Genomic DNA, 22952 nt, shown 5'->3' on the forward strand with positions numbered 1-22952 from the left:
TCAGCGGCTGCGGGTAACGGTGAGCGCCACGGCGGCGATGCGTTCGACCTGTTCGTAGCCTGGCTCAGCCAGTTGCTCGCCAAATACGTCGGGGTCGATTTCCCGATACACCCAGGCCCAATCCGGACCGGCCAGGCGCAGGCGGATGGCTTCGAGCAGGGCGTCGCGGCCTTTGACAATGGCCACGCCGGTGTACAGCAGCAATGTACCGTGGCGGCTCAGCCGTTCGCGAGCCTGCTCCACGATACGCAGTGACAGGTCGGCGCCTAGCACGCCGCCACCGTGACGGTAGATGCGGGCGTTGGGGTCAAGCATGTAGGGCGGGTTGGCAACGATCAGGTCGAACGTGCCGCTGATACCGTTCAGCAAGTCACCGGGCTCGACCGACAGATTACTCACGCCCGCCAGGGCTGCATTGATTGCCGTATAGCGCAGCGCCAGGGGGTTGATGTCAACGGCGCTGACCTGTGCGTGCTGGGCGGCGCGGGCAATCAGCAAGGCGCCCACCCCGCTGCCACAGCCGATATCCACTGCATGCTCGACCCGCTCGGGGCAGTGCTGGAGGTGATCGCGAATGACCTGGGCAAAGCGGTAACTGTCCGGGCCGAAGAACACGGCATCGCTGGCGTCGGTTGGATACGCCGAATGCAGCAACAGTAAATCATCCAGGCTGGACCAGCGTACCGTGCTGATCAGCCGTTCACCCTGTGCACCCAACGCCTGCGCACGTTCGAGCAACAGTAACTGATCTGCCGACAGCAAACCTGGCTCGAAAGGTCGGCTCCAGCCGAATATATCGCGCAGGGTGCTGGCCTGCCCGCAGCCCTCGCGGGCATTGACGCGCGCGTGGGTAGCGGGTGTCACGCAGGTAAAGCGGTATCCATCGGCGCGCAGGCGCTGTCCCAGTTGTAGCAACGCCTGGTCTGCCTCCATTTGCCTGTGAGTGAGCATCATCAACGCGGTTCCTCCTGGCGCAGCCCGGTTACGCGCATGTAGGCGCGCGTGGCACACAAGCCGTCCGGCGTGGCGTGGCGATTGCCGGCCATCCTCTGGATCAAGGCCTTGGCGGCCACATTCAAGGTGTCATTGGGTATGTCTTCAGGTTCGTCGGGCAGCCCCCAACTGCCAGGTGACACACGGCGGATGGACGGCTGCCAATCGTCGGCGATCCAGTCATGCCATAGCTGTTTTTCATAGGCGTTGAACACCCCGAACATCGCCGCGGTCGGCCCGTCGATCAGCGTCCACCAGCGGCTGTTCGCTGGCGGCTGCCCTCTGCGGATCCAACCCTGAGCCTGCAATGCGGCAACGAATGCGGGCATGGCGCCGGGTTCGGCCAGCCATTGATTGATCGTACGCTGCTGCAGGCGGCAATGGTCGGCATGCATCAATTGGCCATAGACCCGCTTGCGTTCAAGAGCTGCAAACAGTTCGCCTTGCAGGTCGAACTGGCGGATGAGGTCTGGCGTGGCGATACCCCGGTCATTCAGGCGGTAGCCTAAGCGCGCCCTGGCGTAGAACGCCTGCGGATCATGCGCGGGGCTTAGCTGATTCAGCGCCTGAATTGCCAGGCGGGCGTGGCCACTGGCGGCATTGTCGATGGTCACGTGCAGCTGAAAATACTGCCCGTCGATGCCCAGTTCGGCCAGCTCGTACGTGGTGATCAGCAGATGCAGCGGTGGCTGCTCATAACCGAGGTTGTAGCCAACCACCTCTGGCAGGTGAGTGTCGCAGTGCTGCCCCAGGGCAAGTTGCAGGGCCCCTTGCAGATACCGCGTGTCATCCAGGGGCATGGCCTCTACGCAACCCAGGCGACCAAGCAGGCGCTGATAGATCAGCACATGGTTGCAGCGTGGATCACCGTTGCCGAGCTCTTCCAGATAGGTGCGAATCAGCCCGTGATAACGTGGATCGCGCCAGTGATGCAGGGTGCCCTGCAGCCAGGCGCCATCGACGGCCTTGGTCGGCGCAACCTGTTGCAGGAACCACAATGCGTGGGCGCGGTTGGAAAAGTAACGCCGGGGCATGCCTTGACGGCGTTGTGCCCGGTAAACGGTGTAGGCCTTGGCGACCTCGGCGGTATGCTTCTTGCTCCAGGCCGGCAACTCGGACGGTATGTCGGGCAAGTCGTCCGGCATGCTCGCAGCCCCCGCCAGTTGTTCCTCGAGCCATGAGCCGCTGCCAGCATCCTGGCCTGCGAGCATTGCTTGGTAGCGTTGTCGCAGGCTGGTCGATTCGGTGACCACTTGCGCAGTTCTTGCAGTATTGCGGTTCATCACCGTCATGCCGTGCTCCTTGTCTTCTTACTGGCTCGGCTTTTGGCCAGGCATCGGCTCGGGGTCGGGCGCAGGCTGCGGTGCAGGCTTGGAATCAGGTTGCTGCATCTGCAGCGAAGGCTTGCTGGGGTCGGAATCTTTACCAGGGTGGTCATTGTCGCGGTCGAAACAGCCGCCGACCAAGCTCAGCGCGGCCATCAGGATGATCAGTGGAGTCAGTCGCATGGAGTACCTCCTTGGATAATTGCAGTGCCAGGTCGCCCCGGCACTGCGCCTTGGTCAGTTACGAACGGCCGCCCTTGTGGCCCGACTCGCGGTCGTGGGGCATGTTGCCGCCCGAGGACTGGCCGCCCTTGCGACCGGCTTCGGAAGCTTTTTCACGGTCATTGGCGAAATTGCCCGGGTTCTTGTTACCGCCTTGGCTGCCTTGTTGATTGCCGGTGCGGCTGTTGTCTTTAGTGGCCATGGTGTTCAAACCTCATATGACTTCGGAATGCACGGCAAGATGCCGTACACAGATTCGGAGTTCGGCGATATCGGCAGATTCGCTTTATTACGAGAGGTTCGGACCGGTGGCGTTAAATAAACGGCATCGCCGTATTTGGTGCGCGTGTCAGTGGTGCGGCGGGCGATCCATGCGCGCCTGGCGCCGGCCTAGCCAGCCACCCGTCGCGGCCCAACCCACGGCAAGCAGCGCGCCGATCAGCATCGCCAATTGCGGGTGCTCGCCCATGACGTCCAACCCACGCTTGACCCAGCCGCTCAGTGCATCGCCACCACGGTAGACCACCGTGTCGATGAAGTTCTTGGCTTTGTACTTGTCCTCGGCGGGCAGCACGGTGAACAGCATCTCCCGCCCTGGCCGTACCAGTGCGTATTCACCTGCCCGGCGCACCACCATCACCACCACGAACAGGGCAAACACCGGGGCCAGTGCCAGCCACAAGAAGCCGACAGCCATGACCAGCGGCACTGCAACCAGCAACACACCGACACCCAGCCGACGGGCCAGGCGCCCGGTAAGAAAGACCTGGGTGAGGATGGCCAGGGCCTGCACAACCGTGTCGATCAGGCCGAACACCTGTGTCTGTCGGGTGCGGTCCGTGAAGGTTTCGCTGACAATACGCGCCTGCTCGAAGTACAGGAATGTGCTGACGCTGGCCAGCAATACCACGAACAAGGCGATGCCTAGCAGATAGGGCGAACGCAGGACGGCGGTGGCGCCAGCAAAGGGGTTGCCACCCAGTGGCCGCGCGTCCTGATGTTCGGTTTGCATCGCAATGGGTTGACGGGCTCGCCAGCGTTGCAGGAACAGTGTCGCGCCGATACTGCCCAGCAGGAATACCGCCGCCAGCACCAGTAACCCGGCATGGCCGAGCGGCGCCACCAGCAGGGTGCCAAACAGGGGGCCACTGAGCCCGCCCAGGCTGGCCCCGGCTGCCAGCAGACCGAACAGCCGCTTGCCTTGGGCGGTGGAAAACAGATCGGCAAGCACGCTCCAGGCCAGCGAGATCGTCAGCAAATTGAACACCGACAGCCAGATGTAGAAGGCCCGGGCGGTCCAGAGATCGTCAGGGTTACCGGCCAACAGTGCCGCGAACAGCAACAGGTTGCTGGCGAAAAAACCATAAGTCCAAGGCAGGATATGCCTGCGCTGCACCCTGGATGCCAGCCAGCCGAACAGCGGCAGGCACGCCAACGTGGCAATGAAGGTGCCGGTGAACAGCCACTGCAGGTTTTCCACGCCACCGGCAACGCCCATGGTTTCGCGCACCGGGCGCAGCATGAAGTAACCGGTGAACAGCAGGTAGAACAGCAACAAGCCGGCGATGACCGCCGGCCCCTCACCAGGCTGGATATTCAGCCCTTGGTCCAGGCGCCGCCGCCAGGCTTGCATGATGTCAGGCAAACTGCGTGATCAGCGCCTGTTGCTGCGCCGGGGTGAGCATTGGCTCATGCCCGGCCTTGAGCTGATCGAGCTGGCGGTCAGGCCGACTGGTAGCGGGTATGACCGTGGTCACTGCCGGGTGGCTGATGGCGAACTTGAGAAACAGCTGTGCCCAGCTGCCGATGCCTGCTTCGGCGGCCCAGCCCGGCAAGGCCTGGCCCTTGACCCGGGCGAACAGCCGGCCATCGTCAAAGGCCCGATTGATCAACACCGCAACGCCCTTGTCCTGGCACAGCGGCAGCAGTTCCCGGGCAGCATCAGGGGCGTTGACCGAGTAGTTGATCTGGATGAAGTCCAGCGGCTCGCTGCGCACGATACGGGCGACGTCGTCGTGGCCACTGTTCAGGTAATGGGTGATGCCGACATAACGTGCCCCGCCCTGCTGCTTCAGCTCGCGGGCATAAGGCAGCTGGGTCTGCCAGTCACGCAGGTTGTGAATCTGCAGCAAGTCGACCTTGTCGGTACGCAGGCTCTTGAGGCTGCCGGCCCACTGCGCTTGGGCTTCAGCCCGGCTATTGGCGGCGATCTTGGTGGCCAGGAAGCACTGGCGGTGCCAGCCGCCCTCTTCCAGCAACTGGCCGAGAATGCTGTCGGCGCCCCCGTAGTTGGGCGAGGTGTCGATCACCCGGCCGCCGCCTTCAAAAAATGCCTTCAGCACCGTTTTGAGCTGAAGGTATTGGGGCGAACCGCTTTCTACTTCGAAACTACCCGAAGTACCGGCACCGATCACCGGCAACGCTTCACCGGTGGACGGGACTTTACGGGCCAGCAAACCCGCCGGCACGGCAGCGTGCAGCCAAGGGCTGGCGGCGGCCAGCAACCCCAATGTTGCACCGGCGCGTAGGACTTCACGACGTGCGTACATGGAAAATCTCCCGTCATGAATCGGAAATTTTCAAGCCTAGCCGCTCTGTCCCTCGCCTGCGGGTGTTTCTGTATCTGGATGTTTAGAGATCAGGCCCGCAGCAAGGGGCTCAGATCGACACCCGTCTCGTTCATTGGCGGGCACCAGTAGTAGCCCCCCGTCAGCGGGCGGCTAAAGCGGTAAAGTCCGTCGATGATGCCGTCTTCCAGGCCACTCATGCGCCGCAGCTGCACTTCGAATGCCTCGAAACTCTTGCCCAGCGCGACAAAGGCCAGGCCGGCGCCGCGTTGGTCGGCCCAGGCTACCGAGCGACGGACCATGAACGCCTCGGGTTCAAAGCTTTCCTGGGCGGTGCGCTTGACGTGCGCGGACTCGGGGGCGTCGTCGAGTTCTTCGTTATCGCTCAAGCGACGGCCGATGATGTTGTCCTGGTCTGCCTGGGGTAACGACTTGAAGTATTGCAGGTCGTGCTTCCACAGCTGGAACGCGGCAAAGCTGGAGCCATCTGCGGCAATGGCCGCTTGCACCGCTTCTTCGTCTACCGGGTTTTCGGTGCCGTCTTCATAACCGGTAAGGTCATGGCCGCCCCGGTGCAGGAAGCCATCAACGCTGTCGGCCAGGCCCAGGGCGGGTGCCAGCGCCTGCTCCAGAGCCTGGGCGCGCAGCAGCAGGTCGCCACGTTCATCGCCACGCAGCCACAGCCACAGGGCGTGTTGGGTGCTGGGGTTCTCCACCGCGGCATCCAGCAGCGGGAACGGGCGCAGGCCGGGTATTTCACGGCCCAGGGCCTTGGCCAGCGGGGCGCCTACACCCAGCAGCAACTGTTTGCCATCGACCTGCGGCAGCAAGGCATCCAGCGCGGCAGGCAACGCCTCGGGCGACTGCAGGGTGAAGAACAGGTGACGGGCGTGGACCGGCACCGGGGTGGCAAGCAGACCTTGCTGGAACGGCATATCAGGCTAATCCTAAGGTAAAAACGGAATGCTACTTCGCCTGCATGCCTGCTGCAATGCGGCATGCAGCCTCGCCAGCCGCTGCACGTGGTAACAAACGGTTACCAAGAGCTGGCCCTTTGCAATTAGCTATCGATCAAGGCCGACCTACACTGCTTCGGATCCTTCGCCCGAGATACCCCTCATGACCGCCTCGCCCCTGCTCACTGCGTTTCTGCCGCTTGCACTGGGCATCATCATGCTTGGCCTTGGGTTGTCGCTGACCCTGGCCGACTTCGCTCGCGTGGTGAAATACCCAAAGCCCGTGGTGGTGGGCCTGGTGTGCCAGATCCTGCTGTTGCCGCTGGTGTGCTTCCTGATCGCCAACGGCTTTGGCCTGGAATCTGCCCTGGCAGTGGGGTTGATGCTGCTGGCGGCTTCGCCGGGCGGTACCACGGCCAACCTGTTCAGCCATCTGGCCCACGGTGACGTGGCGTTGAACATCACCCTGACGGCGGTCAACTCACTGATCGCGATCCTGACCATGCCGTTGCTGGTGAACCTGTCGCTGAGCTGGTTCATGGCCTCGGACCAGGCTATTCCACTGCAGTTCGCCAAGGTCATGCAGGTGTTCGCCATCGTCTTGCTGCCGGTGGCGCTGGGCATGCTGATTCGCCATTTTGCCCCGGCATTCGCTGCGCGTATGGAGAAACCGATGAAGCTGGTGGCTGCGCTGTTCCTGGCCTTCACCATCGTCCTGGCACTGGCCAAGGACTGGCAGACAGTGGTCGAGTACGCACCGGTGGTGGGCCTGGCGGCGCTGCTGTTCAACCTGCTGAGCCTGACGGTGGGCTATTGGGTGCCGCGGTTGTTGAACATTCCCAAGCGCCAGGCGATTGCCATTGGTATGGAAATTGGCATCCATAACGGGACCTTGGCGATTGCCCTGGCGTTGAGCCCTTCGCTGCTGAACAACGCGACCATGGCGGTGCCGGCTGCGTTGTACAGCTTGATCATGTTCTTTACTGCGGCCGGGTTTGGCTGGTGGGTGAGCCGCGGGCATGTGGCGGCAGAGCCCAAAGGTGAAACCGTGAACTGACGTCACCCAATGCCCGGCAGGTGCCGGGGATGCGTCACGATTGGCTGCGCCTGCTGCGCAGTTGCTGCTTCAACACCTTCAGCGGCGGCGCATAGAAAAACCCGAACGACACGCTCCCTGTGCGCCCCTTCACCGCATGGTGCAGGCGGTGCGCGCGGTGCAAGCGTTTCAGGTAGCGGTTGACCGGCCGCGGCTTGCGCGGCCAATGCCGGTGAAAGAAACCGTCGTGGGCCAGTACATACAGTGCGCCATACCCTGCCACACCACCGCCTACCCACTGCAAAGGCGCATAACCACTTTTGCCCAGCGCCACCAGCGCCGTGGCGATCAGCCCCAGGGCCACCAGGTACAGGTCGTTGGTTTCGAGCATGCCCAGGTGTGGCTCATGGTGCGATCGGTGCAGCCACCAGCCCCAGCCATGCATGATGTACTTGTGAGCCAGCGTACCAACGCCCTCCATGGCCACCAGGGTGCCGAACAATATGGCGAGATTGAACAGCATGGAACGGTCCGGGTGATGGCAAAGGAAGGCGCAAGGTTACTGGCTGCCCAGGGTTTTTTCCATGTGGGCGTGACCGGCAGCAGGCCGTTCTCGGATGAAGCCATTGTCATGTTTTTGCCCTTGACCTGCTCTGCCCTGCGGCGTATGGTCCGCGACGCAATTTTGCCTTCCTCAACAGGAGACCTGCCTTGGACAGTAGCCCCAGTCGCTTGCGACAGGCCCGCGTGGCGCGCTAGCCCGGCAGTGTTTTGCACTGTCTGGCCGCTCTGGCAAGACGGTGGTTTCCTGTAACCCCCGCTTCTCCTTCCCTCCGCGTGGTCCTGCGCAATTTCTGGTTATTTCAACCGCGCCAACTGATGGCGTTCATGCGGGCGTGTGCCTGCGGAAGAGGTTTGCTATGGATTGGAAAGTATTTCTGCTGCGCGTCAGCATTGCCCTGGTGCTGGGGGCGCTGATCGGTGCCGAACGGCAATTGCGGCAACGCCTGACCGGGCTGCGCACCAATGCGCTGGTCAGTACCGGTGCCTGCCTGTTCGTATTGATGACCCAGGCGGTGCCAGGCATGGCGCCTGCCGATGCGTCGCGGGTCGCAGCCTATGTGGTGTCGGGCATCGGCTTTCTCGGCGGTGGTGTCATCATGCGCGATGGTTTCAATGTACGTGGCCTGAACACCGCGGCCACCTTGTGGTGCACGGCTGCGGTCGGCGTGCTGTGCAGCCTAGGGCTGATGATGGAGGCGGCACTGGGTAGCCTGGTGGTGCTCTGCGCCAACATCTTGTTGCGTGATATCGCCCAGCGCCTGGACCGTCAGGACGTGGTGCCGGCCAGCGAGGTGGAACAGCACTTCGAAGTCCGTATCGTCTGCCGCGGCGAGGACGAGATCCAGGTGCGTAGCCTGATGCTGCACAGCCTGGGCGATCCACAACTGCGCCTGCAGTCGTTGCAGAGCCAGGACCTGGACAACCCTGCGCGCCTGGAAGTGCGCGCCGAGCTATTGGGCACCGCGCAGGCGCCGGCGCAATTGGAGCGCCTGGTCAGCAGGGTCAGCCTGGAGAAAGGTGTAAGCTCGGTGCGCTGGCAATTACAGCCGCAGGTGCTGGCGACGGATTAGAACGACAGGAGTGACTCATGCTTATCCGCCCTACCCTTGACCGGGACATCACGTCGCTGCCGGACGTCGAGCGCTCGGCAGCCCAGGCTTTTGCCAGTTGGCCGGCACTGGCCTGGCTGGCGCAAGGCGAAGTCATGGATTGCGCGGCGCACAGGGCTTTCGTCGAGGCAGGTGGTAGTTGGGTGGCGCAGGACCCGGCTGGGCGCATTGTGGGTTTTGCCTGCGCCCGGCTGGCGGATCAGGCATTGCACCTTCATGAGATATCGGTTCGCCAGGAGGCCCAAGGGCAAGGTGTCGGGCGCCGGTTGCTGCAGCAAGTGGTCGATGCAGGCCGCTGCGCCGGTGTACGCGAGCTGACGCTGACCACCTTTGTGGATGTGCCTTGGAATGCGCCGTTCTATGCACGTTTCGGGTTCGAGATGCTTCAGGAAAGCCGGCTTTGCGAACGACTCCAGAGCATCCTCGCGAGCGAGCATGCTCACGGTCTCAGCGGGCGTTGTGCAATGCGCCTGGGGCTTTAGCGTTTCATCGCGACGCATGGCGCCCCCGCGCGCTCCAGCCAGGTCAGCAACCCTGCCCCGCCGCCACACTACCCGCCACGCAATACCCGTCCCGCCCCTGCTGTTTGGCCTGGTACAACGCCCTGTCCGCCGCCGCGACCAGCGCCTCGGCAGTGACGCCCTCCCGCGCCAGGTCGACCACCGCGACCCCGGCACTGAATGATACCCTCCCCAATGGGCTAGCGGCATGTTCCAGTGCCTGTCGGCGCACCAGCTGCTGTAACTCCTGCACCAGCAGTTCCGCCCCGCGGCCATCGGTATCGGGCAGCAACAGCGTAAACTCCTCCCCACCATAGCGCACCGCCAGATCGGCCGGCCGTTTCAAGGCCTGCTGCAGCACGTCGGCAAAGCGTCGCAAGCACTGGTCGCCAGCCGGGTGACCGTAGCGGTCGTTGTAGGCCTTGAAGTAATCCAGGTCTAGCATCACCAGCGCCAGGGGGTAGCCTTGGCGCCGTGCACGGCGCAGCTCAGGTTCGAATACCCCATCCAGCCGCCGACGGTTACCCAGCCCGGTAAGGCTGTCGGTCAAGGCCAACGCTTTCAGCGTCTGATGCGCCTGGAGCAGCGCCCGCTCGATGGCGATCCGCTCGCGCAGTTGGCGCAGCACCACCCCGCCAAACGCTGCCAGCCCGACCAACAACAGCAGCAATACCGCCACCGACTTGATCGCATCGTACCGCCAGGGCGCGACAATGGACTCACGCGACAGCCCCGCCTCCACGACCAATGGGTAGCTGGACAACGCGCGGTAGCCATACAGCCGAGGTGTACCATCGACGACCGCTACCGCCTCCGCTACCCCTTCTGTGGCATACGGCAAGTGGTTGCGGAAGATCTCACTGTTGGCAAGACTTCGGCCTATCACCTGTTCCACGAACGGGCGCCGTACCAGGAGGGTGCCGTCGCGCTTGGCCAGCACCAGCGCACCGCGTTCGTCAATCTTGAAGTCGCCGTAGTAACGCACGAACCACGCCACTTTGATGGTGCCGAGCAATACGCCGGCGAAGCGGCCGTCGGCATACTCCAGGCGCCTGGAAATAGGAATGATCAGGTCGCCGGTGGAGCGGCTGCGCACCACCGAACCGATACGTACACCGGGGTCGGTATGGCTGCGGTGATAGACGAAGTAGTCCCGGTCGGCGTTATTGGCGTTGGGCGGGATGGCCGCCTGATCAGTGACGATCCAGCTGCCGTCCGGGCCGTAAACGAAAAGCCCGTGCAACTGCGGCATGATGCTTTTTTGCTGCGCCAGCAAGGCATGCAGGCGCGGCCGGTCGATGTGATCGAAACCGTCGCCTTCCAGGCGCTCGGCCAAGGCCGCGGTAATGACGTCGACCTGGCGGATAGCGTCCTCGGCGTGCTGTGCCGTGGCCCGAGCCAGGTTGCTGACCATGTTCTCGGCGTTGTTATAGGCAAAACGGTAGTCACGCCAGATGCGCCAGCCCTCCACCAGCACGAATGCCAGCATCACCACCAGCATGAACGCCAGTACCAGGCGGAACAGCGGCACCGCGCGCCCCTCGCCACTGATGGCGAAAACCCCATCGTTATCCTGTTTCCGGGCTGCGCACATTGGAATCCCTGGCCATACCGCGTTCGCCGCCTTTCACTATAGTTCAGCGTCGAATATCGGACCCGGCGGCAAAAAAGATTAAACCTTTGCCATGCCTTCACCCTCAACCGTACGCGACACTGAGGTCGCGCCACGGTTAAAAGGAGTGAAGCATGAATAGCCTCTTCATCAGACGCATCGGTTTTTCCATGGTGCTGGGCCTGGCATCGGTGCACGCAATGGCCGCGACTTCCGATGATTTCGTCGAAGCGGCCACCGAGGCCGGCATTGCCGAAGTGGTGACCGGCAATCTGGCTCAGGAGAAAAGCCAGAACGCCGAGATCAAGGCATTTGCCCAGCAAATGGTCACCGACCACACCCAGGCCAACCAGAAACTCGGCGACATTGCCCGCAAGCTGGACATTTCCGTGCCGGATGAGGCCGCCATGACCGACAAGGTCAAGAAAATGATCCTGGAATGGCGCGATGAGTCCTTCGACAAGTCGTACCTCAACAACCAGGTAGACGCTCACGAAAAAGCGGTGGAACTGTTCAAGAAGGAGGCTGCATCGTCCGACAAGGCTGAACTGAAGGCCTTTGCCAGCGAAACGTTGCCCAAACTCGAACAGCACCTGGAGCATGCCAAGGCACTTCAGTCCAAGCACGGCAAGTGAGGCCCCACATGAGTAACGATGCATTGAAGACCGAAGTACTTACCCGTCTGCTGCATGCGCATCCCGAAGGGCTAGGCAAGGAAGTGCTGGACAACTACCGCGGCGAAAAGGCGGTGGCCGGCATGCTCAAGACGCTGCAAGAAGCCGGTCTGATTCACGACGGTAGCGTGGCGGTGAGCAGTGATCATCAGATCAGCGTGCACTACCCGATCAAGCTGTCGGCAGCAGGCGTAGAGGCCGCCAGGCGCGCCGAAGGCTGACCGTTGCCTGTTGTGGCCGTCGCCGGCAAGCCCGCTCCCAAGGGATAGCACATGGCTTGCCGGCGATAAAGGCCAGCAATCAGGAAAGACAGGGAAGAAACCACCCGCCAGGAAACGTCTGATTAATCTGCGACCGGGGCCAACTGCGCGCGACACTGCGCCAGCGCCTCGTCGCGTGCCTTCAATTGTTCCTCAAGCCACTGCAACTGCCGCGCCTGCTCGGCGCACACGTCGCGCCTGGTTTCAAGGTTCTGGGCTTGCACATCCAGCTGCCGGCGCATCTCTTCGCTGGCGCCTTGTGCCTGGGCCAGGATCGTGCGCAGGCCCTGGATCTGCGCATCGCGTTGTTCCAGCAACTCATCCTGCGCCCGGCATTCACTGGCCGCCTGACGATGCTCTCCCAGCAAACGCTCATTGTCACGGTGCAAGCGGGTAAGCTCGTCCTGCTTGATGATCATGCCCTGCTGCAACTGGCGTAATTCCACCTGCATCTGCTGCAACTGCGCTTCGTGGCGGCGCTGTTCCTGCTCACGCTGTTCACCGCTGGCATTGCGGTAGTGCTCCAAGGCGTCGCGGGCATGGCGGTGCTTGTCTTCCAACGATCTGACCTGCTCGTCCTTGTCAGCCAGGCGCACCTGCAACTCACCCAGCGACTGGTTGAGGCTGGCACTGCGCAGCTGTTCAGCTTGCAGCGTGCTTTGCGTGGACAACAGTTTTTCGGTCTCTGCAGCCAATGCCGCTGCATCGATCTTGTGTTGCTGGTGCGCTGCAGCCAGTGCCTGCTGGGCGATTTCCAGCTGCGCCTCAAGCGTCTCGCGCTGTTGCGTGAAGGTGCTCTCGGCCTGCTCGATCTTCAGGTCGGCCTCGTCCTGCAGCTGGGTTGCCAATTGCCCAACCAGGCGGCTCAGCACATCGCTCAGCGCGGCGCCCCCTTCGGAAGCCATCGGCTGCTGGCCGTTCAGTTCCTTCAGGTAGCGGTGAATCGTGGTTTTGGAACCGGTATTGCCCAATTCGATACGTATGGCATCAATGCTGGGGTTCTCGCCCCGGGCAATCAGCGCCTGACGCGCTTGCTGCACTACCACTTTGTTGATACCGCCCCGGGCCATGCGTGCTCCTAAAAATTCGTACTATGTTATGTACCACGTAATGACATGCCAATTATGGAGATAACGCATGGCACCTGCAAATAATTCCTACCGCCTCATAATCACCTTTTTGCATGTGCGCGCCTGGTGCATTGGTCGCAAATATGCCCCCAGGTCAACTGTCATTTCTAACAGTTTACTGCAATCCACTTTCGGAGGTTAATCGCCTACAAGTCCCCAGCATTGGTGAATCGCGATGCCCCCCAGAGACCTGAGTCAACCCTCGATCATGACGATATTGTCCAAACCAGATTTAAACGAGTACTGGGACCACCATGCGTCACGCAAACGCAACACCCTTAGCGAAAAAATCATCTATGACGAGGAGGCAGACTTCGGCGTTTACAAGTTTGGGGCGCTCGATCTAGGCACCGCCTTCATGCGCTTCGGCGAGAACCAGTTACTGGTCGTTCAGCGCGTTTTGAGGTACATGGGGTTTCGCACAAGAATACGCTCAGGCACCATCACCCAGCGCATTTATGAAATCAATCAGGCTTGGTATTCTGACGCCGACGTTGTCGTGATGATGACCTTGTCAGCGCCACTCAAGTATACAATCGACAATGAAGGAAGCCTTACGCTTAGGCTACCCGCTGGGGCTACAATTCACCATAACGGCAGTGGTTACCCTAAAGAAATGGTGGACGACCTCATACAAGAGCGCGGTATTAAGCTACCCTCTGCCGTGCCACCCACCGGGATACTATTGGGCGATACCATCGGCCAGTTCACAGACGGCGATCCCCTCATGCTGTTCCAGGTTCCAGCGCCCTCGACGCCCTCAAGCCCGGACACCTTGAGCGTTAACGGCGAACGACTAACCGGACCTGTGGGGTTTGGGATTATCTATCAGGACACCGCCTTCCCCGAGCTGAAGCAGGGTCACCCACCCCGAGACAGGGACACGGCTGTGTCATTGTTCGCGCCGAAGGAAATGATAGATTTCATGAATGGCGCCTACTATCCAGCGAGCGGTGCTTATTCTGCCGAATTCGCGCTGAATAGCGCGTTCGAGGCTACAGATAGCGCCTCTGAACCTGCAGTGCCTGCGTCAATCTACCCACTACTGAAGGAAGTGTATGCGGGTGCTGAAAAGCAGGCGCTCACGTTGGAGCCTGCAACCCCCAATAGCCAATTCACCTTTGACGGTGAGGCACTGGGTGAGCTGAAACAAGAGAGCGGAAGCTGGTTTTACTACCCGCCCGCCCCTCTTGACCCTGCTGTCATACTTGAGGTAAACAACAAAACCAATGTCCCCGCAGCGTTGTCGGCGACAGTGCCTGAATACCCATTGGTCGCCGATGTAATCAAGGCCCAAGTTGGCAGTCAATACGCGACGTCGACGTTCTTGACACCCTTGTTCGGGGAGACCCACTTTTTTAAAGCATCCCTTTCTTCAGGAAAAGTCAAACTCACCCTGTTCTACTCAAGTTTCGAACACGATGAACCGATTGAAGTCAGTGCGGAAAATACCCAATGGGTCAGAATCACAGGAAATGGCAATATCGATAAAAGTGGCGTTTTCACCCCTGCCGCTGACCAACCTAGCCCTTTTACCGTCTGGCTGGCGAGAGATATTGAGGACGATCATTATTATTATTGGGCGTCGGTCGTTTTGCCGCTGCCGATACTCGAGCCCGCTAAAGTGCTACAACTCATCAATGGTTGAAGTCAGCGCCATACCCACACTCCGATGATTCCGTCGATGCAGCCACCGAAACCGGCATTGCTGAAGTGGTGACCGGCAACGGAAGCTGCAGGCTCGCCACCTTGTGTCGGTAACGCTTTGCCGCCACCATGGAAGTCCAGCACCGATCACCGACAGAAAATGACCCTGGAAAACTACAAGGCAATCGCCGACAGCATCGCCCTGCTGCTGTATCCGCACGCTGAAGTCATCGTCCATGAGCTGCACAGCCAGACGGTCGTGCACATCGCCAACAACTTCTCCCGGCGCAAGCTGGGCGATGATTCGGCGATCGATCACGAACTGGACGATGTGCTTGCCGGTGCCAACCTTGGCCCTTACGAGAAGCTCAACTGGAACGGCCAGAAGATCCGCTCCATCAGTACCGTACTGCGCGACTCGCAGGGCGACCCCGAATACCTGATGTGCATCAATCTGAACGTGTCAGTACTGGAGCAAGCCCGCGTGGCACTCGATGCGTTCTTCCAGATGAGCCGGCTGGTACCGCAACCTGACTCGCTGTTCCGCAACGACTGGCAGGAACGCATCAACACGTTTCTGCATGCCTGGCTGCAAGCGCGCGGCTTATCGCTGCAGACGCTACAGATGAAAGACAAGCGCAGCCTGGTGCAGGCGCTGTACGCTGAAGGCGCGTTCGAAGGGCGAAGTGGTGCTGACTATGTCGCCAACGTTCTGAGCATGGGGCGGGCCACCGTGTACAAGTACCTGAAAGAGCTCAAGGGCTAACTCCCCTCCGCTTGGCCGAACTGGGAGCCTGTCAGGGTGTTGCCAGCGCTTGCGCTCGCCCACTTGCGGTGAATGGATGGATATTCTACTGTAGACAAATATTCCACAAGGAGCGCAGCATGCCAGTCGCTACTGTTTCACCGACCATTGTCGATACCCGATACCTCGACGCACTATTTGCGTCCATAAAAGAAGCCCACAGCGCGCTTCGCCCTGTCGTCAGCATCACACCGCTGACTCGCAGCCCCCGTTTGTCGGCACTGACCGGCTGTGAAGTGCTGCTCAAATGCGAACACCTGCAGCACACCGGTTCATTCAAGTTTCGCGGTGCCAGCAACAAGATGCGCCTGCTGCCGGCCGAGGCGCGCAAGCAGGGGGTGATAGCTGCCTCTTCCGGTAACCATGGGCAGGCACTGGCCCTGGCCGGCAAGATGGCTGGCGTGCCAGTGAAGGTCTACACCACCACCGGCGCATCGGCATACAAAACAGAGGCAATGCGCGCGCTGGGCGCCGAAGTGGTCTGCCTGCCCACCGACCCGCTGAGTGCAGAGCTGGAAGCCGCCAGGCAAGCCAAGGCCCACGGCGTACCCTTCGTGTCCCCCTACAACGACCTGCAAGTCATTGCCGGCCAGGGCACCATAGGCATGGAGTTGTTCGAGCAGGCGCCAGACCTGGACGCGGTGTTCGTTGCCGTGGGCGGTGGCGGGATGATTTCCGGCATCGGCGCCGCCCTGCGCGTCCTCAAGCCGGGTACTGAGATCATCGGCTGCTGGCCGGCAAATGACCCAACGCTGCAGCAATCACTCAAGGCTGGTGAAATCATCGAATTGGATGCCTGCGAAACGCTGTCGGACGGCACGGCTGGCGGCGTCGAGCCAGGCTCCATCACCTTCCCGCTTTGCCAGGCGCTGCTCACCGATACCGTGCTGGTCAGCGAGGACGAAATCCGCTGCGCCATGCGCGATATCGCCAACAGTGAGCGCTGGATCATCGAAGGCGCTGCAGCGGTTGCGGTCGCCGGCATGCAGAAGCTCGCCGAACGCTATCAGGGCAAGCGTGTCGCGGTGATCCTGTGTGGCCGTAACATCCTGCTGGAAAAGTTCCTCGAGGCCGTTCAATGAGGGTTTTCAGCAAGGCGCAGATCATCGCCCGCTTCAACCCCGAGCTCGCGGTCAGCCAACTGGAGGAAGGCTTCATCGCCTATTCCGAAGGCAAGGTGCAGGTGCCGCCCGTGCAGGGCTTCGCATTCAAGGGCGCGAACGGTGACTGTTGCGTGAAGTCGGCCTACATCGAAGGCAGCCCGACCTTCACCGTAAAGCTTTCGACAGGCTTCTACGACAACCCGTCCAAGGGCCTGCCGAGCAATGACGGCCTGATGCTTGTGTTGTCTGCACACACCGGTCAGCCGCTGGCACTGCTGCAGGACCAAGGCTGGCTGACTGCCATGCGCACCGCGTTGGCCGGGCGTATCGCCGCCCGGCTGCTGGCGCCGGCCCAGGTCAAGGCCATTGGTATCCTCGGCACCGGCATGCAGGCGCAGATGCAGCTTGAGCAGCTTCGCGCGGTGACCGATTGCCGCCAGGTCATTGTCTGGGGCCGGCATGAACGCGGGCTTGCGGCCTATACCGCATTTGCCCGCGAACTGGGCTTCGGGGTGCACAGTACGCAGGATGCTGCCGAGGTTGCGGGCGCTGCAAACCTGATCGTCTGCACCACCCCTTCTCGCCAGGCGCTGTTGCACAGTGATTGGGTCCAGCCGGGTACGCATATCACCGCCGTCGGTGCCGATGCGCCCGGCAAGCAGGAACTGGACCCGGCACTGGTGGCCAGGGCAGACCGTATCATCGTCGACGCCATCGCCCAGTGCAGCCAGTACGGCGAAGTGGCCCATGCCCTCGGCAGTGGCCAGATCAACGCTCACCAGCTGATCGAGCTGGGTACGCTGCTGGCTGGCCGCGCCAAGGGGCGTGAGCACGACGGCCAGATTACCTTGGCGGACCTGACCGGTGTGGCAGTGCAGGATGCACAAATCGCAAGCTACGCCTTGGCAGCCCTGTGCACCTGAGGCGACAACAGCGTCAGCGCAAACGTTGCACCTGCGCTGGCGTGCGCTGCATCAGCACCTTGCCATTGCGTACCGATACCAATGCGTGCCCCTGGCTGCGCACCATCTCGTAATCATCCGGCGCCGACAGCAGCAACAGGTTCGCCGGCCGCCCTACCTCTATGCCATAGCGCTCGCCCAGGTTCAGGGTGCGGGCGCTGTTGTCGGTAATCAGGTCCAGGCTGCGCTGCAGGTCTTCATAGCCGAGCATGTGACAGATATGCAGGCCGGCTTCGAGAATGCGCAGGATATTGCCATTGCCCAGTGGGTACCACGGGTCGACGATGGAGTCCTGGCCGAAGCACACGTTCATGCCGGCGCGGTCGATCTCGGCCACGCGGGTAACGCCACGACGTTTCGGGTAGTTGTCAAAGCGCCCTTGCAGGTGAATGCTCTCGGTCGGGCATGACACAAAGTTGATGCCCGACAGCTTGAGCAGGCGGAACAGCTTGTAGCAATACGCATTGTCATACGAGCCCATGGCCACGGTGTGGCTGGCCGTGACCCGGGGCCCCATGCCGCGTACCCGTGCTTCTTCGGCCAACACTTCGAGGAAACGTGATTGCGGGTCGTCAGTCTCGTCGCAGTGCACGTCTACCAGACAGCCGGTACGCTCGGCCAGGTCCATCAGGAACTTCACCGACGATACCCCCTGGTCGCGGGTATTTTCGAAATGCGGAATGCCGCCGACGACGTCGGCGCCAATCGCCACGGCTTCAGTCATCAGCGCCCGGCCGTTGGCGTACGACTCGATGCCCTCCTGCGGGAAGGCGACAATCTGCAGGTCGATCAGCTCACGCACCTCGTCACGTACCTCGACCATGGCCTTGAGCGCGGTGAGTTTTGGGTCGGTCACATCGACATGGGTGCGCACATGCTGGATACCGTGGTCCACCAGCATGCCGATGGTTTTTTTCGCACGGGTCTTGATGTCGTCGTGGGTGGTGATTTCCTTGCGCTCCGACCAGCGCTCAATGCCTTCGAACAACGTGCCGCTCATGTTCCACTTCGGCTCACCCGCGGTCAGCGTGGCATCAAGATGAATGTGCGGCTCGACAAAGGGCGCGACCACCAGGTTTTGCCCGGCGTCCAGGTCATTGACCGTAGCGGGCGCCACGACGTCGGTCTGGGGCACGATGGCGGCAATGCGCTCGCCGTTCAGTTCGACGCGGAACAGGCCAGGCTTGCCGCGCAGGCGTGCGTTGATGATGTTCATGCTGTTACTCCTTGCCGTGGGCTTCGCTCATGCGCCATACCAGCATGGCGACCGAAGCATTCATGCGAAAAAGCGGGTCGTCCAGCGACTGCCCGCTCAGTTGTTCGATGCGCTGGATGCGCTGATTGATCGTGTTGCGGTGCAGCCCCAGACGCTGTGCGGCCTTGAGCCCGTTGCCATTTTCCATGAGCAAGGCGTCGAGGGTATGCACCAAAGCATGGGCGTGTTTGCGCCCAGGGGCGATCAGCGGGCCGAGGGTGCGGCTGACGAAATCGTCGACCAGCGAGCGGTCGACAATACCTTGCAGCAGGCGCAATACGCCGAGCTCGCTGAAGTTGCAATAGCCGTTGGCCGGGCGCAGGTGCTGCGCCACATCCAGCGCCTGGCGTGCCTCGTTGAGGGCCTGGCGATAGTGCGCGCAATCGTCAGCGAGGCTCGACAGGCCCATGTAAAGGCCCAGTTCATCAGTCGCGGCTTGCAACTGCCGGTACAGTGCGCCCAACGTCTCGGGTAAGTCCTGTGTATCGGCCAGCAGCACCACGAACAGGTCGCCCGGCAACTGCGCCGTCACACTGCCGGGCCGCTGACGGCACCAGGCTTCGAGCTGGTCTTCCAGGGCCTGCCGGGTGGCTTGCCAGGTACGCTCGCCGTGGGCCAGCCCTTGGCGCTCGAACAAGGCGTCCACGCCCGTCAGGCGCAACGCCAGCAGGCGCCGCGGTTTATCCAGGGCCAGTTGCAGGTGTGCTGCCCGCTGCCGGGCAATCGCCAGGCTCGGGTAGTCGCCTGTGAGCAGTTGCCCAAGGATGTCGTTACGCGAGCGGCGCGCCTGGCTCATCTGTACCAGTGCAGTGCCGATCAGGTGGGTGACCACCACCATCTTCAGCGCGTAGGGCTGTTCGATCAGCGGCAAGCCCAGCTGCTCGGCGCGCGCGATAACGGGCGCCGGGATGCTCTGGATGAAACTGCCGCCGGTGAGAATCACCATGCCGGCAATGCCCACGGCGTCGCCATCCTCCACCAGGCTCAGCAGGTTGGCTTCGCCGCGCGGGTGATTGATGCCGGTGACGAATACCAGTTCACCGCCCATCACCCATTCGGCGATACCCTCGTTCTCCGCCACGTAAGGCCAGCGTACCCGCCGCTGCAGGTTGCGCGCGCCGGCCCGCACCTGCATTTCGTGCAGACCGGGCAAATGCAGGAGCTCGTCCAGCGCCAGGCTCACGGTTCGACGCCCGCCTGGCCGGGCGCCCGGCGGCGTGCGCCCAGCTCTAGAATGACGATGTAGCACACTGCCGAGGCGGCGATGCCCACCAGCGGCGCGACCCACGGTGAGGCATAGGCCAGTACTGCGCCCACGGCATAGGCAAACAGCCCGGTGAGGTTGTAGCGTGGCAGGTTTGCCGTACCCAGTGCCGGGTATTTGCCGCGGTGGCGGTACCAGAAATCAGCCATGATCACCCCACCCACCGGCGGAATGATCGACCCCAGCAGCACCAGGAACGGGATCAGCATTTCGTACATGCCACCCATCGCCAGCACAATGCCAACCCCGGCCGCCACCAGCGTTGCCGTGCGCCGGCGCTCGCTGCGCAACAAGTGGCAGGCGGCGGCCGACACGTTGTAGATGGTCGGACCCTGAATGGTCCACAGGTTCAGGCACAGCATCACCACGGCCGCGAACGACAGGCCCTGCAGCATCATCACGTCGACGATATCGGCCTGCTGGTAAACCATCGCGCACCACGCTCCGGCCACCACCATCAGGCCGTTGCCAAGGAGGAATGCCACCACGCTGGCGATCACCGCTACCCGGCCACTGCGTGCCAGCCGTGTCCAGTTGGTGGCTTGGGTGGCGCCACTGGCGAAGGTGCCGAAGACCATGGTCACTGCCGCCGAAAAGGTCATGGTTTCATGCGGGACGACTGCAGCCAGGCCGGCAAAGCCACCGGCATCGCGGGTGGCGATGTACATGGACACCAACAGCAGCACGAACATCAATGGCACCGACACCCGCGACAACAGGTCCAGCCCCTTGAACCCGATGATGGCCGTAATGCTGAAACCCAGCCCGAACAGCACCATCAACGGCATGCCGAAACCATCCGCCAGCCCCAGCAGCTTGACCAGCACGATGGCCACCGTGGCCGTACCCCAGGCATACCAGCCCAGTTCGGCAAAACCCAGCAGAAAGTCCGAGAGCCGGCTCCCCGCTTCACCGAAACAGAAGCGTCCCATCAACACGGTATTCAGCCCGCTGCGTGAGGCGATGAAGGCCAGCACTGCGGCATACAAGGCAAGCAAACTGTTGCCGAGGGTAGCCACCCACAGCATGTCGACAAAACTGAATGCCATGCCCAGCTTGCCGCCGGCGAACATCGTGCCGGTAAAGAAGGTGAAGCTGAACAAGACCATCGCGATCGGCAGCAGGCCCTTGCGGGCGGACTGGGGGGCTTCGCTGAGCGGAAATTCGCTGGGTGAGCTCATTGCACGGGGCTCCGGGTGAGTAGTTGGGAGCGGAAAGAGCAATATGCGGGCCGCTTTTTCCTGCGCCGCCACCCGGAAGAAATCGGGCTGCTCGCCCAGAATTCCCTATGCACTGTGCACATTAAAGCTGCGATTTGACGATCTGGAGTGTGCGTGACGACTTATTTTGAGGCGCTCATGCACCAAAGCGGGCCTGGGNCACCCAGCCCACGGCGGTTTACACGGTCCCGTCCAACCCCATTTGCCAGAAATCAGCCTCCAGGCTGGAGGCCTGGCCAAAAATCCCTGCCAGTTCGGCGAACCGCTGCTCGGTCATGCTGCGCGCCGCCAGTTCATCCAGGTGCTTGCGCGCTGCTGCGGCCACCCCTTGGTAGCCCTCCCCGGCATACTCGCCAATCCACTCGCGGTAGGGGTGATTGCTCAAGTCGCCAATACGCTCGGCCAGGGTCCGGCCGATTTCGGCATAGCCGATCACGCAAGGTGCCAGTGCCACGTGCAGCTCCAGCAGGTCGCCGGCTGCGCCGCAGTCCAGCACATAACGGGTGTATGCCACCGTGGCCTGATGCTCTGGCGCGGCCTCGATGTCTGCCTGGGTCAAGCCCCAGCGCGCGCACAGGCGCAAGTGCAGCTCGGTTTCATCCAGGATCGCCGCCAGCCCGGCCTGCGCCGCGCGAATGTCGGCCGGGCGGCGGCTTTTGTAGGCAGCCAACGCCCAGGCGCGGGCGAACTGGATCAGGAACAGGTAATCCTGCACAAGGTAGGTCCGGAACGCTTCCTCGCTTAGCGTGCCCTCGCCCATTTGACGCACGAAGTCATGGTCTACGTAGCGGTTCCATTGTGGCGAGGCAGCTGTCTTGAGGCGCTCGAAGATATCCATGCTCATTTGCCCTCCGGGTACACTGCATCGAAGAAAGCCAGCTCCAGCGCCACGGTGCGCTGGTAGAAGTCACTTGCCAATGCGGCCTCCTGCGGGCCGACGCGGTCCAGTTCGGCCTGCAGGAAAGCGACGAATGCCTGGAATGCCGGGTTGTCATGCAGGGTAATCCACTCGGCATGGACGAAGTTGTCCGGCATCGGTTTCGGCGCCTTGAGCGCCCAGTCCAGGTACAGGCCTTCGGCAACGTTCAGCACCGCCAGTGCCGCTGCGTAGGAACGGGTGGCTGCCGCTTCGCGCATGATCGCCTTGAAACCTGCGGTAGGCGCGGTATCGGCCGGTTCACTGCGTTGCGCCGGGCTGACACCCAAGGCCTCGAAGGCACGCAGGAAGTAGGTGTTCTCGTCACTGCAGATCATCCCGGCAAAGCGGCCGAAGCGCAGGCGGGCTTCAAACGTGTCAGCGGTGGCGATGGCCGCGCCTAGCAGGGTCACGAAGCTGTCGAGGAAACGGTGGTCCTGGACCAGGTAGTCGACCATGATCGGGTCCGGCAGGCTGCCGTCGCACAATCGGGTCACGAAACGGTGGCCAACGGCCGCCGACCAGGTCGGCTCGCTCTGGCGGCGCAGGGACTGGCTGAAACGTTCGGTCATGTTGCTGTCCTTGATGAGGGTGACAGCGAGACCTTGAAAGTTGGCATGGACTGGCCTCGCAGTGAGGCCGGCAAAAAGGCAGGTTACAAGCCCCATCCCTTCGCCGGCATGATCCGGATCAGGTTCGAAGGGTCACCGCGCTGCAGCGTTCAGCGGTTTCTCAGCCCATTGCCGGGCTCCCCTTGGTAGCGCTCAGGTATACCCGAGGGCGCCGCGGCTGTCACGCCCCAAACTGTGGGCAATGGTGACCCGCTAATGGG

Annotated in this window: 23 protein-coding genes, 1 pseudogene and 1 riboswitch; of the genes and pseudogenes, 9 read left to right on the forward strand and 15 right to left on the reverse strand. The window is 62.0% G+C overall.

What is annotated here, in order from left to right:
* From ACTJJN_RS07195 to ACTJJN_RS07225, 7 genes and pseudogenes are all read right to left on the reverse strand, one after another.
* A complete protein-coding gene (locus ACTJJN_RS07195; RefSeq protein WP_440781154.1) occupies positions 1–954 on the reverse strand; it encodes a methyltransferase in 954 nt (317 codons plus the stop codon).
* A complete protein-coding gene (locus tag ACTJJN_RS07200; RefSeq protein ID WP_440781155.1) occupies positions 954–2285 on the reverse strand; it encodes an iron-containing redox enzyme family protein in 1332 nt (443 codons plus the stop codon). Before ACTJJN_RS07200 ends, ACTJJN_RS07195 begins: the two co-directional genes overlap by 1 nt.
* A gap of 18 nt (positions 2286–2303) precedes the next feature.
* Positions 2304–2501 (reverse strand): hypothetical protein, encoded by a 198-nt coding sequence (locus ACTJJN_RS07205; RefSeq protein ID WP_014756700.1) that lies wholly within the window; start codon positions 2499–2501, stop codon positions 2304–2306.
* Between the two features lie 58 nt (positions 2502–2559).
* A pseudogene (locus tag ACTJJN_RS07210) lies at positions 2560–2685 on the reverse strand (general stress protein); the annotation flags it as partial.
* 204 nt (positions 2686–2889) lie between these two features.
* Complete coding sequence (locus ACTJJN_RS07215) at positions 2890–4173, reverse strand: NTP/NDP exchange transporter (protein WP_440781156.1); 1284 nt, start codon at positions 4171–4173, stop codon at positions 2890–2892.
* 4 nt (positions 4174–4177) lie between these two features.
* Positions 4178–5089, reverse strand: coding sequence for an aldo/keto reductase (locus ACTJJN_RS07220; protein WP_440781157.1), 912 nt, complete (start codon positions 5087–5089; stop codon positions 4178–4180).
* An 89-nt stretch (positions 5090–5178) separates the two neighbouring features.
* Positions 5179–6042, reverse strand: coding sequence for a Dyp-type peroxidase (locus ACTJJN_RS07225; protein ID WP_012052326.1), 864 nt, complete (start codon positions 6040–6042; stop codon positions 5179–5181).
* A gap of 184 nt (positions 6043–6226) precedes the next feature.
* Between ACTJJN_RS07225 and ACTJJN_RS07230 the strand changes: the two genes are divergently transcribed.
* Complete coding sequence (locus ACTJJN_RS07230; protein WP_012052327.1) at positions 6227–7120, forward strand: bile acid:sodium symporter family protein; 894 nt, start codon at positions 6227–6229, stop codon at positions 7118–7120.
* 34 nt (positions 7121–7154) lie between these two features.
* On the opposite strand, the gene ACTJJN_RS07235 is transcribed toward ACTJJN_RS07230, so the two are convergent.
* On the reverse strand, positions 7155–7622 hold the full coding sequence (locus ACTJJN_RS07235; protein ID WP_004374446.1) for a sterol desaturase family protein: 468 nt from the start codon (positions 7620–7622) through the stop codon (positions 7155–7157).
* Positions 7623–8019: 397 nt separating this feature from the next.
* Here ACTJJN_RS07235 and ACTJJN_RS07240 point away from each other — a divergent pair, with 397 nt between their 5' ends.
* Together ACTJJN_RS07240 and ACTJJN_RS07245 are read left to right on the forward strand one after the other, a co-directional pair.
* Positions 8020–8733 carry an MgtC/SapB family protein gene (locus tag ACTJJN_RS07240; protein WP_004374444.1) on the forward strand — a complete coding sequence of 238 codons (714 nt, stop codon included), beginning with the start codon at positions 8020–8022 and terminating at the stop codon, positions 8731–8733.
* A 17-nt stretch (positions 8734–8750) separates the two neighbouring features.
* Complete coding sequence (locus tag ACTJJN_RS07245) at positions 8751–9254, forward strand: GNAT family N-acetyltransferase (protein ID WP_047602828.1); 504 nt, start codon at positions 8751–8753, stop codon at positions 9252–9254.
* A 43-nt stretch (positions 9255–9297) separates the two neighbouring features.
* On the opposite strand, the gene ACTJJN_RS07250 is transcribed toward ACTJJN_RS07245, so the two are convergent.
* On the reverse strand, positions 9298–10866 hold the full coding sequence (locus ACTJJN_RS07250; protein WP_440781158.1) for a sensor domain-containing diguanylate cyclase: 1569 nt from the start codon (positions 10864–10866) through the stop codon (positions 9298–9300).
* 152 nt (positions 10867–11018) lie between these two features.
* Here ACTJJN_RS07250 and ACTJJN_RS07255 point away from each other — a divergent pair, with 152 nt between their 5' ends.
* Both ACTJJN_RS07255 and ACTJJN_RS07260 read left to right on the forward strand, forming a co-directional pair.
* Positions 11019–11519, forward strand: coding sequence for a DUF4142 domain-containing protein (locus tag ACTJJN_RS07255; RefSeq protein WP_088513193.1), 501 nt, complete (start codon positions 11019–11021; stop codon positions 11517–11519).
* Positions 11520–11527: 8 nt separating this feature from the next.
* The gene (locus ACTJJN_RS07260; protein ID WP_004374436.1) at positions 11528–11779 is read left to right on the forward strand and encodes a hypothetical protein; all 252 of its coding nucleotides are present in this window, start codon (positions 11528–11530) and stop codon (positions 11777–11779) included.
* A 122-nt stretch (positions 11780–11901) separates the two neighbouring features.
* On the opposite strand, the gene ACTJJN_RS07265 is transcribed toward ACTJJN_RS07260, so the two are convergent.
* A complete protein-coding gene (locus ACTJJN_RS07265; RefSeq protein ID WP_014756691.1) occupies positions 11902–12888 on the reverse strand; it encodes a DNA-binding protein in 987 nt (328 codons plus the stop codon).
* A 268-nt stretch (positions 12889–13156) separates the two neighbouring features.
* Between ACTJJN_RS07265 and ACTJJN_RS07270 the strand changes: the two genes are divergently transcribed.
* The 4 genes from ACTJJN_RS07270 (at position 13157) to ACTJJN_RS07285 (ending at position 17426) form a co-directional block, all read left to right on the forward strand.
* Positions 13157–14596: a hypothetical protein gene (locus ACTJJN_RS07270; protein ID WP_014756690.1), complete on the forward strand. Its 1440-nt coding sequence runs from the start codon at positions 13157–13159 to the stop codon at positions 14594–14596.
* Positions 14597–14755: 159 nt separating this feature from the next.
* Positions 14756–15361 carry a helix-turn-helix transcriptional regulator gene (locus ACTJJN_RS07275; protein ID WP_012052333.1) on the forward strand — a complete coding sequence of 202 codons (606 nt, stop codon included), beginning with the start codon at positions 14756–14758 and terminating at the stop codon, positions 15359–15361.
* Between the two features lie 119 nt (positions 15362–15480).
* Positions 15481–16482, forward strand: a complete 1002-nt coding sequence (locus ACTJJN_RS07280) for a threonine/serine dehydratase (protein WP_012052334.1) — start codon at positions 15481–15483, stop codon at positions 16480–16482.
* Entirely contained in the window at positions 16479–17426 is a 948-nt protein-coding gene (locus ACTJJN_RS07285; protein WP_012052335.1) for an ornithine cyclodeaminase family protein, read from the forward strand. Before ACTJJN_RS07280 ends, ACTJJN_RS07285 begins: the two co-directional genes overlap by 4 nt.
* A gap of 13 nt (positions 17427–17439) precedes the next feature.
* Here ACTJJN_RS07285 and codA read toward each other — a convergent pair whose 3' ends face one another.
* From codA to ACTJJN_RS07310, 5 genes are all read right to left on the reverse strand, one after another.
* On the reverse strand, positions 17440–18681 hold the full coding sequence (gene codA, locus ACTJJN_RS07290; protein WP_440781159.1) for a cytosine deaminase: 1242 nt from the start codon (positions 18679–18681) through the stop codon (positions 17440–17442).
* A 4-nt stretch (positions 18682–18685) separates the two neighbouring features.
* Positions 18686–19903 carry a PucR family transcriptional regulator gene (locus ACTJJN_RS07295; RefSeq protein WP_012052337.1) on the reverse strand — a complete coding sequence of 406 codons (1218 nt, stop codon included), beginning with the start codon at positions 19901–19903 and terminating at the stop codon, positions 18686–18688.
* Positions 19900–21165, reverse strand: a complete 1266-nt coding sequence (gene codB / locus ACTJJN_RS07300; RefSeq protein WP_014590990.1) for a cytosine permease — start codon at positions 21163–21165, stop codon at positions 19900–19902. The genes ACTJJN_RS07295 and codB overlap by 4 nt, the downstream gene beginning before the upstream one ends.
* Before the next feature lie 217 nt (positions 21166–21382).
* Entirely contained in the window at positions 21383–22048 is a 666-nt protein-coding gene (gene tenA, locus ACTJJN_RS07305; RefSeq protein WP_012052339.1) for a thiaminase II, read from the reverse strand.
* Positions 22045–22692, reverse strand: coding sequence for a TenA family protein (locus tag ACTJJN_RS07310; RefSeq protein ID WP_004374380.1), 648 nt, complete (start codon positions 22690–22692; stop codon positions 22045–22047). The genes tenA and ACTJJN_RS07310 overlap by 4 nt, the downstream gene beginning before the upstream one ends.
* A 78-nt stretch (positions 22693–22770) precedes the next feature.
* Positions 22771–22885, reverse strand: a riboswitch (TPP riboswitch).
* Positions 22886–22952: the final 67 nt, after the last annotated feature.

This window comes from Pseudomonas sp. 22515, from assembly GCF_052044625.1.
Classification (GTDB): Bacteria; Pseudomonadota; Gammaproteobacteria; order Pseudomonadales; family Pseudomonadaceae; genus Aquipseudomonas; species Aquipseudomonas alloputida.